The 12,454-nt window shown below is 47.3% G+C and carries 11 protein-coding genes; 7 read left to right on the forward strand and 4 right to left on the reverse strand.

Annotation, left to right across the window (positions count from 1 at the left end):
* Positions 1-532: 532 nt before the first annotated feature.
* The 4 genes from murC to KTH90_RS10840 all read left to right on the forward strand — a co-directional run bounded on the left by murC (position 533) and on the right by KTH90_RS10840 (position 5,641).
* Positions 533-1,912 carry a UDP-N-acetylmuramate--L-alanine ligase gene (gene murC / locus KTH90_RS10825; protein WP_238726786.1) on the forward strand — a complete coding sequence of 460 codons (1,380 nt, stop codon included), beginning with the start codon at positions 533-535 and terminating at the stop codon, positions 1,910-1,912.
* 433 nt (positions 1,913-2,345) lie between these two features.
* Complete coding sequence (locus tag KTH90_RS10830; RefSeq protein ID WP_238726787.1) at positions 2,346-3,452, forward strand: DnaD domain protein; 1,107 nt, start codon at positions 2,346-2,348, stop codon at positions 3,450-3,452.
* Between the two features lie 24 nt (positions 3,453-3,476).
* Positions 3,477-4,469: an ATP-binding protein gene (locus tag KTH90_RS10835; RefSeq protein WP_238726788.1), complete on the forward strand. Its 993-nt coding sequence runs from the start codon at positions 3,477-3,479 to the stop codon at positions 4,467-4,469.
* Positions 4,469-5,641, forward strand: coding sequence for a ribose-phosphate pyrophosphokinase (locus tag KTH90_RS10840; protein ID WP_158352423.1), 1,173 nt, complete (start codon positions 4,469-4,471; stop codon positions 5,639-5,641). The genes KTH90_RS10835 and KTH90_RS10840 overlap by 1 nt, the downstream gene beginning before the upstream one ends.
* Before the next feature lie 104 nt (positions 5,642-5,745).
* Here KTH90_RS10840 and KTH90_RS10845 read toward each other — a convergent pair whose 3' ends face one another.
* Together KTH90_RS10845 and KTH90_RS10850 are read right to left on the reverse strand one after the other, a co-directional pair.
* Positions 5,746-7,299 carry an ATP-binding protein gene (locus KTH90_RS10845; protein ID WP_158352424.1) on the reverse strand — a complete coding sequence of 518 codons (1,554 nt, stop codon included), beginning with the start codon at positions 7,297-7,299 and terminating at the stop codon, positions 5,746-5,748.
* Positions 7,284-8,336, reverse strand: a complete 1,053-nt coding sequence (locus KTH90_RS10850) for a metallophosphoesterase family protein (protein WP_158352425.1) — start codon at positions 8,334-8,336, stop codon at positions 7,284-7,286. Before KTH90_RS10850 ends, KTH90_RS10845 begins: the two co-directional genes overlap by 16 nt.
* Before the next feature lie 648 nt (positions 8,337-8,984).
* On the opposite strand from KTH90_RS10850, the gene KTH90_RS10855 reads away from it, so the two are divergent.
* Positions 8,985-9,926 carry a 2-hydroxyacid dehydrogenase gene (locus KTH90_RS10855; RefSeq protein ID WP_238726789.1) on the forward strand — a complete coding sequence of 314 codons (942 nt, stop codon included), beginning with the start codon at positions 8,985-8,987 and terminating at the stop codon, positions 9,924-9,926.
* Positions 9,927-10,032: 106 nt separating this feature from the next.
* A complete protein-coding gene (locus KTH90_RS10860; protein ID WP_238721966.1) occupies positions 10,033-10,197 on the forward strand; it encodes a hypothetical protein in 165 nt (54 codons plus the stop codon).
* A 165-nt stretch (positions 10,198-10,362) separates the two neighbouring features.
* On the opposite strand, the gene KTH90_RS10865 is transcribed toward KTH90_RS10860, so the two are convergent.
* Together KTH90_RS10865 and KTH90_RS10870 are read right to left on the reverse strand one after the other, a co-directional pair.
* Positions 10,363-10,689: a branched-chain amino acid transporter permease gene (locus KTH90_RS10865; protein WP_158352427.1), complete on the reverse strand. Its 327-nt coding sequence runs from the start codon at positions 10,687-10,689 to the stop codon at positions 10,363-10,365.
* Entirely contained in the window at positions 10,686-11,402 is a 717-nt protein-coding gene (locus KTH90_RS10870) for an AzlC family ABC transporter permease (protein ID WP_158352428.1), read from the reverse strand. The genes KTH90_RS10865 and KTH90_RS10870 overlap by 4 nt, the downstream gene beginning before the upstream one ends.
* A gap of 109 nt (positions 11,403-11,511) precedes the next feature.
* On the opposite strand from KTH90_RS10870, the gene KTH90_RS10875 reads away from it, so the two are divergent.
* On the forward strand, positions 11,512-12,450 hold the full coding sequence (locus KTH90_RS10875; protein WP_238726790.1) for a hypothetical protein: 939 nt from the start codon (positions 11,512-11,514) through the stop codon (positions 12,448-12,450).
* The last annotated feature ends 4 nt before the right edge of the window (positions 12,451-12,454 follow it).

Raw genomic sequence — 12,454 nt, forward strand, 5'->3', positions numbered from 1 at the left:
TCGCTGTAATTTATTTTATACATTATATCATAAAATCATTAAACCGTGAACAAAATTTACAAAAAACATATATTATTTTCATTGCTTTTTAACACAACAGCCGATATTTTTGCATATAATAAATGACTCCATAATTTTTTTGACATCATTTTGCACAAATTTTGTAAAATTTTGTCATATTTTTATACATTATCGTGCAGTGTCAACTGCACGCCCGCCCGTAGGGCATGTATTAATGGGATGCCCTTTGGGTATACATTATCGTGCAGTGTCAACTGCCCGCCCGCAGGGCATGTATTGTTGGGATGGCCCTTTGGGTATACATTATTACAGCTTGTCCTCTCTTTTTTAAAATTGTTTGTATTTTTATATACTTATGAGATATAATGGCCATAGATATTTGTTTACGGCAAAATCCATCATCATCCCGGCGCCAAGGCGCCTTCCCCGGCGTGGAGTGTGGATCCCGCGGGGAATAAAGTGTATAGATTTGGTTTTAAACAATACATTATATTTAATAGGAAGTGTAATTATGTATAAAATTAATTTTGAAAGTCCGATCCATGTACATTTCATTGGAATCGGCGGTATCAGCATGAGCGGTCTGGCTGAGATATTATTAAAAGAAGGCTTTCCCATCTCAGGGTCCGACGCAAAGAAATCCGAACTTACAGAAAAACTGGATTCCCTGGGCGCCAGGATCTATTACGGACAGAGAGCCTCCAATCTGGATGACATTCCGGATCTGGTTGTTTATACCGCGGCGATCCATTCCGACAATCCGGAATATAACCGGGCGTTAGAGCTTCAGCTTCCCATGTTGAGCCGGGCCGAACTGCTGGGGCAGATGATGCGGAATTACCGCACAGCCATCGCGGTATCCGGTACACACGGCAAGACTACCACCACATCCATGATCAGCCAGATTCTGCTGGCAGCAGAAAAGGACCCAACCATCTCTGTCGGGGGGATCTTAAGATCCATCGGCGGAAATATCCGGGTAGGGAACTCGGACACTTTTATTACGGAGGCCTGTGAATATACCAACAGTTTTCTGCATTTCTATCCTACTATCAGCCTAATATTAAATATAGAAGCAGATCATCTGGATTTCTTTAAAGATCTGGAAGATATCCGCAGCTCTTTCCGGGAATTTGCCAGACGGCTTCCGAACGACGGTACCCTGATCATCAATGGGGAGATCGAACGCTTCAGGGAGATCACAGATGGGCTTGCCTGTCAGGTCATTACTTATGGTTCCTCTTCTGATTGTACTTATTCCTATCGCAATGCCGCTTTTGATGAATTGGCACACGGTTCCTTTGACCTGTATAAAGACGGCGTTTTCAAAAGCCGCATACAGCTGATGGTTCCCGGCATCCACAATATTTCCAACGCGCTGGCCGCCATAGCGCTGGCCGAAAGCCTTCAGATACCGCCTAATATCGTGCAGCAGGGGCTATTGTCCTTCTCCGGCACGGACCGCCGTTTCGAGTATAAAGGAGAAGTCGCCGGGGTTACCATTCTGGATGACTATGCCCATCATCCCACGGAGATCGCCGCCACTTTGTCGGCTGCCGGAAATTATCCGCATAATCGTATCTGGTGTGTGTTCCAGCCCCACACTTATACCAGAACCCAGGCCTTCTTAAAGGAATTCGCCCAGGCCCTGTCCGCAGCTGATTATGTGGTGCTGGCTGATATCTACGCAGCCAGAGAAAAAAACACGATTGGTGTAAGCTCCTCAGATTTATTATCAGAGTTAAGAATGCTGAATGTCAATGCCCAGTATTTCCCATCCTTTGATGAAATTGAAAATTTTTTATTAGAAAATTGTATGCACGGAGATTTGTTGATAACTATGGGCGCCGGAGACGTGTTCCGCATTGGGGAACATCTGCTTGGACAATAGTTATCCACATTATCCACACATTTATCAACAGAAAGACCCCGATAGATGTGTGGATTTTTTTGTGGATTACTCTGTTAACATAAACAAATTATGAAATTCGACAAAAGTCGTCTTACTGCTCACTGACAGCGGTTGTACAGAATTGTCAAACAATTTACGTGCTTATTTATCCACATTATCCACATTATCCACATTAAATTGCCTTAACTTTAACCCCATTGAACTTAAGAAAATTGCTGTTTGCAAGATTTGAAACCTATGCTATAATGGCGTCAGACATTATAGCCGTGCCGCAGCGCTTCCAATGTGCGGATCGCGTGACTGCCTTTTTGGGCGGCATGATTGCAAGCGATTATGCTATAATGCAATTGTAAGAATGTAACGCAGCTTACGATCTGCGTTGCATATTTCATGAAAGGCGCAGGTGAACTACATGGGAAGTATCCATCTATACTCCAAGAACAATCCCGACTCCACGATGGTCTCCAACCATTTTATCGACAAATATATGCCGGAAGCAAACGGTGAGTTTGTGAAGGTATACCTTTACCTGCTGCGTTGTCTTTCCACCTCTGCCGCGAAGACTCCGGAAGTATCGATTTCCTCCATTGCGGACAAGTTCAATCATACGGAAAAAGATGTCAAACGTGCGTTGAAATACTGGGAAAAGCTGAATTTACTACAATTGGAATACGGGGAGGACAAGTCCCTCAAAAGTATCTGTATCACCAAGGATCTGCAAGAAGTAGAGCTTGCCAGGGAACAGGTGAGCGTCACGACGTCTGCTGAATCCAAAGGGCAGGCACCTGTTATGGCCGCGCAGGCAGCACCACGGCAGGATGCGCCCAGACAGGAAAACACGGAACTGCCTTCCTATTCAACCGGACAGCTGGAAGCCTTCCTTCAGAAAGAAGAGATCCGCCAGTTGATTTTTATTGCGGAACAATATCTGGGCAAACCCTTAAGCCCTTCCGAAGTGACATATATCCTGTTTTTCCAGGATGAACTGCATTTTTCCGCGGAATTGATCGAGTATCTGATCGAGTACTGTATTTCCAAGGGAAGTAAAAGTTTCCGTTATATGAAAACCGTAGCGCTGGCGTGGTCGGATGCGCATATTTCCACGATTCAGCAGGCCAAGGAAGCTTCCGCGGCATATAACCGGAACTATTATACCGTGATGAAAGCCTTCGGTATCAAGGGGCGTGCCCCTGCTGAGCCGGAAGCTGTCTATATCCGCAAGTGGCTGGAAGAGTATGCCTTTTCTCTGGATATTATTCTGGAAGCCTGCAACCGGACGATCAGTTCGATCCATCAGCCCAGTTTTGAATACGCGGACTCCATTCTGAAGAAATGGAAATCCAACAACATCCGTCATCTGTCCGATCTCCGTACTCTTGATGAGGAACACGAGAAAACAAAGGATACCCGTAAGACCACCCGGGCGAAAACAACGCCGGAAACAAACAAGTTCAACAACTTTCACCAGCGCAGTTATGACTATGAGCAGTTGGAAAAACAGCTATTACATACCAGATAGAATTCCAACAAAGGAGGCGCCGTTTTGGCACTGACAAATTCACAGTACGATACCATTATCCGGGAATACAACCGAAAACAGCTGCACAACCGTCACCTGCAGGATGCCCGCATCAAAGAGGTGTACGAGACGCTTCCCCAGGTAAAAGAACTGGATGCGTCCATATCAAACTTAAGTGTGGAGCAGGCGCGTAAGATGCTCTCTGGAGACCCGAATGCGCTGGATACCCTGAAAGTCAAAATAGCCGCATTGTCAAAAAAGCGGCTGGCTCTCATGACCCAAGCTGGATTTCCTGCCGATTATATGGAGCCTTCCTATGACTGCCCCGACTGTCAGGACACTGGTTATATCGGTAATGCCAAGTGTCATTGCTTTAAACAGGCAGTCATTGATATGCTTTATACTCAATCCAATCTGAAAGAAATATTGCAGTCAGAAAATTTTTCCCATTTTACCTATGAATTCTATGATAACCGGATGAAAGATCCGGCTACCGGCAGAACGGCTCTGGAGACCGCAAAAAGCGCCGCCATGGAATGCCTGGATTTTGTAAAAACATTTGATACAAAACATCGCAATCTTTTCTTCTACGGCGATACCGGAGTCGGGAAGACTTTTTTGTCTAACTGTATCGCAAAAGAACTGATCGATACCGCACATTCCGTCATCTATCTGACCGCATTTCAATTATTTGACATCTTTGCTAAAAATACCTTTTCCGGCAATAATAGTTCGGAAGAGAATATGTATCAGTACATCTTTGACTGCGATCTTCTGATCATCGACGATCTGGGTACGGAGCTTACCAATTCCTTTACCTCCTCCCAGTTGTTTTTATGTGTCCAGGAGCGCATTGCCAGGAAGAAATCCGTCATCATATCGACGAATCTGCCATTGGAAATTTTCGTCCATACTTACAGTGAGCGGACATTTTCCAGAATTACTAGCAACTACACCATGCTGAAGCTGGTTGGTGAAGATATAAGAATAAAAAAGAAATTAGGAGGAAATCTGTAATGACAAGCGACGATCAAATTTTCGAGACCGTTCCGGTAGGAACCCTTGGTATTATCCCTCTGGACAGTTGTAAGGCTCTGGGGGAGAAAATCAACGACTACCTGGTCAAGTGGCGCCGTGAAAGAGAACACGAACACAAGGAAACGATCTATTTCCGCAATTATGAAAAGGACAGCTATATCGTAGGTGCCAGAGTACCTCGTTTTGGAACCGGTGAGGCCAAGGGAGCCCTTATGGAATCCGTCCGCGGTTATGACTTGTACATTATGGTTGACGTATGCAACTACAGCCTTTCCTATTCCCTGTGCGGACACCAGAACCGGATGTCCCCGGATGACCACTATCAGGACCTGAAGCGGGTGATCTCCGCGGTAGGCGGGAAAGCCAGAAGAATCACCGTAATCATGCCGTTCTTGTACGAAAGCCGGCAGCACCGCCGTACCGGCCGGGAGTCCCTGGACTGCGCGCTGGGCCTGCAGGAACTGGTTTCCATGGGTGTAGATAACATCATTACCTTTGATGCCCATGACCCCAGGGTGCAGAACGCCATCCCGCTTCACGGCTTTGATACGGTCCAGCCCGTATACCAGTTCATCAAAGCTCTGCTTCGCAATGAACCGGACCTGAATATCGACGCTTCCCACATGATGGTGATCAGCCCGGACGAAGGCGGAATGAGCCGCGCTGTTTATATGGCCAACGTACTCGGCCTGGATATGGGTATGTTCTATAAGCGACGTGATTATACAAAGGTGGTGGACGGCCGGAACCCTATCGTAGCCCACGAATTCCTGGGCGCGGATGTGGAAGGAAAGGACATGATCATCATCGACGATATGATCTCCTCCGGAGAAAGTATGCTGGAGGTAGCCGCGGAATTAAAGGCCAGAAAAGCCAGAAGAATCTTTATGTGCTCTACCTTCGGCCTGTTTACCAACGGCATGGCAAAATTCGACAAAGCCTATGAACAGGGTGTCTTCGACCGGGTTCTGACTACCAATGTCGTCTATCAGCCGCCGGAACTGCTGTCCAGACCTTACTATATCAGCTGCGATATGAGCAAGTATATTGCTCTGATTATTGATACGCTGAATCATGATTCCTCGATCAGCGGACTGTTGAATCCGAATGACAGGATACAGAAACTACTGGCGAGATATAGAAATAAATAGATATTGGATTTTAAGGGGCCGGAGAAAGGCCGGAAGCGGTTAGGCTCCGGCCTTCTCCGGCCCCTGGCAGACCAAATTTCCATTAGATATCTGTGAATAGAAACCTAACTGTCCGTCAGCAGAACCTTATGGTAGGGAATTCCCCATCTATCCAGAATCTCCTGTTCTCTCGTATGGCAGGTAAATAAAAGTACCTGATTCGGACAGGTGGAGAGCCATCGCAGTGTCTGCTCCAGTCTTGTTTGGTCATAATAGGCAAACGCGTCATCCAGCAGGACCGGCATCGGGGAATCTTTGCAGAACAGCCCGCCTACCGCCATCCGCAGCGCGAAATACAGCTGTTCCATGGTGCCGCGGCTGACCTGTTCCGGTGTCAGTACCTGTTCAGATGTATGGATTCTCAGCTTTAGTTTTTCGTCCAGGTGGATACGGTTGTATTTATGGCCGGTCATCTGGGAGAAAATCATGGAAACCGTGCGTTCCAGTTTACTGCCCATTCCCGCATGGATCTCTTCCGCGATTTGACGGATCGTGGTCTCGGCCAGATCGACCGCAGCCAGCTGGTCATCCAGGCGCCTGATCTGGGCTAGTGTCTGGTTTTCTTCTGCCTGTTCCAGGACAAAGGCTTCCCTCTTCAGTTCCAGTTCGTGGATCTCTTCCGAAAGCTGCTGGCAGGACCACTCTTTTTTCTTCCATCGGAGGGACTCATCTACCGTTTCCGCTTTATTCGGATCATTTATATTTTTACTCCTGGCTGTCAACCGCAGTGTAATGGCCCCCGCGATTATCAGGGCTGATCCGATTCTGGCAATCATCCAGGGGAAAAATAGGACTCCCAGCAGCCCGCCCAGGATCAGGATTGGAACTATCCTGCTTATTTGATGTTCTGCGTCGGAAGTGGTCTCTTCGGCAGGAGCGCAAACGTGATTCGTGTCAATGGCTGCTGCGGCCCGCTCGATTTCTTCAGACAGTTGTTTTTGTTTCTCTTCCTTCTGCCGAATTTCTTCTTCCAGAAGTTCCCCTTTCAGTTCCAGGCTCTGCCTCTGTTTTTCCCATTCCAGCTGAAGTGTCTTTTTTCGTGCGTTCAGTTCTTTTCTGTTTTCTTTCAGACATTTTGCCGCCCCAGAGACATCCAGTGCGGTATCGCCGGTCTCCTCATAGCTGGCCATATAATTTCCCAACGCCTGGGCCAGGGATTCCTCCGTGCCCGCTCTTTGCTGTCCGATATACAGGGTATTGCGGTAGATACTTTCCGTCACTCCATCCAGCAGCATCTGCAGGTCCCCCTGCTCCACCGACAGCTCTTCTCCATCGGTTTCACAGACAAGCTCTGTTTTTTTACCAATTCTGGCAAAACTGCGTGTCAGCCGGAACACCTTGCCCCCACAGACGAACCGCATCCTGCCCGCATAATAAACGGGATTTTCCCACGGCTCATAGATTCGATAAGTGTCCGCTGCACTAGCTCTTCCCCGCTGCTTCTCCATACCAAACAGCATTCCGCGGATAAAAGTGTGGACCGTCGTTTTACCCGCCTCATTTTCCCCATAGATCAGATTCAAGCCCTCGGACAGCTGTATCTGTCTGTCATGAAATTTTCCAAAATTTTTTAATTCCAGTTCCTGTATGACCATAATATCCTCTACCTCTGTCCGCATAACAGTGCCTGTATACCGTAATAGAGCGCATCCCTGTTCACCTGGGAATCCGGCAGTTTCCGGAATCGCCGGATATAGCGGCCCACCAGGTCATCTCCATGTTCCCGCTCAAGCTTCTCATAGTCCAGATTGGGCTCTGTCTCATCTTCTACCCGGATAATATTCCCCAGCGACTGAAGCTCTTCCGGATCCAGGAAGATGTCCGGATCCCTTTGTCCCCGGATTATGATTTTATAAATATTATTTCTGCTGTTTTCATCTATATAATGTTCGATTCCGGCGCGTACGGTTTCAAAGGTATCCTCCGGAGTTATCCGGCATTCCTTATGTATATATTCCCGGCTCGCTGCGCGGACGAAGGTTATCTGCGGCTGTCCGTTTGTAATCTCTCCTGAAATATAACCATGCGGCCCGGTATCATTCATATCGATCGGCTCCAGCGCCCCGGCATAAGCCATCCGGCCTGATGCCAGCATCCCTGGCTTGTGGATATGCCCCAGCGCTATATAATCAAATCCGCTGACCGAAGGAAGATCCTTGCGGATCGGTATATGATTGTCATCCCCGCCATGTGCCAGAAGAATATTGATTCGATCCGTTTTTTGTGGTTTGATTTCATCATAACGGTTTTCCCGGATCTCCTGGCTGTGATAGCTGAATCCATAAACTTCCGTGTGCAGCTCCGGAAAGTAAACGCTTTCCATTTCTTCATGCCTGAGAAAGGTCACGTTCGGACTCCACTCAAAATTTCGATAATAAGAATCGTTTCGGATGTAGTCATGATTTCCGGCAATCATAACTACTTTTGTTCTGGCCAGACCTGCCATCAGGGAATCCACTTCTTTTAACTCCCGCTTCAACGGCTGGCGGTGGAACAGGTCTCCGGCGATCAGCAACAGATCGGTCTGCTCTACCCTGGCCCGACGGATCACCGACCGGAAACTGTCCCAGATCTCTCTGCCTCTGCGCGCTGCCCAGGGATGTCCGCTATCCGGTTCCGCACCGAGATGCACATCTGCTATATGGATAAATTTCATAATTTCCTCCAATTCTGAATATCTTCCGCTCATTCAGCTATGGGTGACTTTTTTTGTTCAAGTGTCCCTTAAGTGCTCATTTCCGCACACACGGAAAGGAGGAACTACTTTATTGCTCAACCGTTCTCCATTCGTGTGTGTATTACGCATTTAGGACCGTGGGGAACGTGAATATCAAATTACACTCCCCTTTTAATAATAGGATTATATGCTCTATTATGTTTCACTATTATAGCACATCCAGCACTTTTCTTTCAAACATTTGTTCTTTTGTGTTTTCTTCATTCCACCTTTCTCGTTTTGTATTGTCTTTTCACTATTATCCCTTCTGTAAAGCCTCCTTCTATACTTGGTTCCTTCCGCATTTGCCCTCTATGTCCCTACCCAGTAAAATTATTTAAAAATCCCCGCAACTTCCGTATAAATCAATTGTCCCTGAATACCACCCTAGAAAATATACAGACTGGTCTATCCATTTACTAACTTCAGTGATAAAATAAAAAGTGCCAGCTTCAGGATGTATCAATATACATGCAGCCAATTGAAATGGTAAAAAACAGATAATCAAATGGACATGTCCCCTTACGTCCATTACTGGCTGTAAGGGATATTAACCATAAATATATTGTAGTAGAAAGGACACAGATTATGAAGATTGTTATTGCAGAACCATTGGGAGTGGATCAGGATTTGTTGTTGCATATGGCGCAGGAGGCTTTGGGCGATCAGGCTGAAATTATTTATTATGATACAAGAATTACGGATACGGCCGGTCTGATCGAGCGGGGAAGGGATGCGGAGGTTCTGATAGTGTCGAACCTTCCACTGAATCGGGAAGTGATTGAGGGATGCCAAAAATTAAGACTCCTGTCCGTTGCCTTTACCGGAATTGACCATATTGATGTGGAGGCCTGTAACAGACAAGGTATCATGATCTGCAATTGCGCCGGTTATTCGAATTGCGCGGTGGCTGATCTGGTATTTGGGCTTCTCATTTCCATTTACCGGAATATACCGGCCTGCGACCGGGCCGTTCGCGCAGGTCAGACAAAAGACGGACTGGTTGGTTTTGAACTGGAAGGGAAAAATTTCGGCGTAGTCGGTACCGGCGCCATCGGCAGCCGTGTCATCCGTATCGCTCAGGCATTTGGATGCCAGGTATATGCTTATTCAAGGACACCGAAAGAGATCGACGGAGTAACGAATGTCTCCCTGGAACAATTATTAGCCGTCTGTGACATTGTATCTTTACATGTGCCTTTGACTGCGGACACCAGAGACCTGATCAACCGCGAGAATTTGAAATTAATGAAGTCCGATGCGGTTCTGATCAACACAGCCCGCGGCCCCGTCGTCAACAGTGGGGATTTGGCCGCCGCTCTATCGGATGGCACAATCGCCGCGGCCGGGATCGATGTATTTGAAACGGAACCTCCTATACCCGGAAACCATCCCCTCCTGCAGGCACCAAACGCCCTTGTCACTCCGCATGTAGCTTTTGCAACCAAAGAGGCTCTGGTGAAACGGGCAGCCATCGTATTTGATAACATCCGTAAATGGATGGATGGGACTCCGGTGAATGTTATGTAACATATGTATTAATATTATCAAATAACGCTTTGCTTTTTAGCGTAATTGTACTATACTACAGGTATGTAGAAATTACTTACCAGTTACGCGAAAAGGAGTTGGGTGTATGATTAATCTGAATTTTGAAAGTCCGGAAACGGAAGAATATTATGCGGATGCCCGCCGAAAACTGGGCGTAGGCCGGCCTAGCTGGTGGAATACTGCGGATGTTATCACCCGCGAAGATGTGGACAATTATATTAAGGATGCGGAAAATATGCTGCAATGCTGATTATAAAAAAATCCGCTCCGTTCTGATGAACGTACATATGACGTATAAAAGGCATAGTTACTGAGCTTTTCCACAGTAGCTGTGCCTTTTTATGTATCGCACGTAAGCGACTAAAAAGCAGCCGCTAAGTGCTCATAGCAATAAAAAATATCTTTCGAAGTGAACTCAGAAAACAAACTGTACTAAGAGCATATAAAGTACTGTCCCGCCACCGATGCTTAAAAGAGTGTTCCGCTTCCACAGATGCAGGCCGACCACCGCAGCCACCGCGATCAATTCAGGGATTCCATAAGGGGAAGCTATCGGATTTACCCCTTTCAGGCAGTAGACCACCAGCATTCCAATCGCCGCATAGGGCAGCACATTTCCCAGATAACGGACGAATTTCGGCGCTTCGTCCGCGTCCGGGAACACCAGGAAGGGAATCACACGAGTGGCAAATGTAGCTGCTGCGATCAGCATCACCGTTATAAAAGCCTGCATGGGAGTCATATATTTTCCCCCTTCCTATCATAAACTTTCTTATATAGGGCCAACACAAGCAGAATCCCTATCATCGAGGGAATCAGGAAGTTGTCCGCTTTGAAGATAATCAGGCATAATACCGTTACAATCACACCGGCGATGGCCGGGAAATGATCTTTCGTGCTCTTCCACTGATCCAGATATATCACGATAAACAGCGCGGTCATCACGAAATCTATGCCCTGTGTGTTAAATTTGAACATACTCCCAATCACTCCGCCCAATACGGACCCCAGAACCCAATAGGCCTGATCCAGTAAAGTGATAAAAAACCGAAACCAGTTCTCATCCACACCATCCGGTGTTTTCGCTCCGCATAACAGGGAAAAGGTTTCATCTGTCAGACCGAAAATCATATACCCTTTCTTTTTTCCAATATCCTTGAATTTATCCAGCATGGAGATTCCATAGAACAGGTGCCTGGCATTGACGACCAGGGACATGATGACCGTTTGGATCGGATTAAAGATACTGGCCAGCAGTTCAATTGCCACAAACTGCATGGAGCCGGCATAAATCAATCCGCTCATCAGCAGCGCCCACCAGGCGCTGTACCCCTTGCTGTTCAGCAGGATTCCAAAAGCCATCCCCAGAAAAATATATCCGGTCAATACCGGAATCGTATGGGGAAAAGCCGCTTTACAGGCAATCCTGAGCACCGCTTTTTTCTCATTACTCATAAAAAAACCTCACAATATGTATATTTTGCGGCCTTATATGGCAGTCTTTGAATATTATATAATACTTTTACTGTTTAGCGCAATAAAAACGCTCGAAAGTGTGATTAATATGGAGAGAAAATACGCAAAACTCATACCCATTCCTTATGGTATACGAAAAGCCGCATCCCCTTCCCGGGAACGTTCCGTGCATAGCTCCCGCAGGCGGATCGCGTATCTTAGCCTGGCACTGCTTGCGTGTATTGTATGTATATTTTTTATAAGCGGCAGTATTGCAGAGCGCAGCGCTCATATTCCTCCGGATTATTCCATGTCGGACCTGACCGGGATTTTGTCCGGTTCCACCCTTACCGGGAATGACTACAAGACCCTCTATTATCAGGCCGGTCTGGGAAAGCCGGCTGTCGATGCCCTTCTGGCAAAAGGTGCCGCAGGCAGACAAGAAATCCTGGAGATCCAGCAGGCTTTTTTTGACCCTGTTCAATATGAATGCACCTGGAACAGTCCGATTTCCAAGGAAGAGCACGCCATCGGTCCGGATGGTTATTGGCGCCCAGATACAAAGCTGGCCCCTCTGGAGGACGGAGATATCCTTATCACGAAAAACTCCCACATCGGAGGCTGGCGCAACGGCCACGCGGCCCTCGTCGTAGACGCGGAAACCGAAACGACACTGGAATCCGTGGTGATCGGACGCAACTCCAAAACCCAGGATTATGACAAATGGCGGACCTTCCCCTCTTTTCTGGTTCTCCGTCTAAAAGATACTCCCAGAGAAGAACGGGCAGCCATCGCCAGATCAGCGATGGACAATCTGAATGACATTCCCTACTTTTTTCCCGCCGGAATTCTGAGTCCCAAATACCAGCCCCCCGGTTCCGTAACCGGAACCCACTGTTCCCATCTGGTCTGGCTCGCCTATTTTCACTTTGGATATGATCTGGACTCCGACTCAGGAATGATCGTCACCCCAAAAGACATCGCCAACAGTCCCCTTCTGGAGATCGTGCAGATCTACGGCGTCGATCCCGACTCTCCCTGGCCCTAGGCAC

Origin of the sequence: Diplocloster modestus (assembly GCF_019042245.1) — a bacterium.
GTDB lineage: Bacteria > Bacillota > Clostridia > Lachnospirales > Lachnospiraceae > Diplocloster > Diplocloster modestus.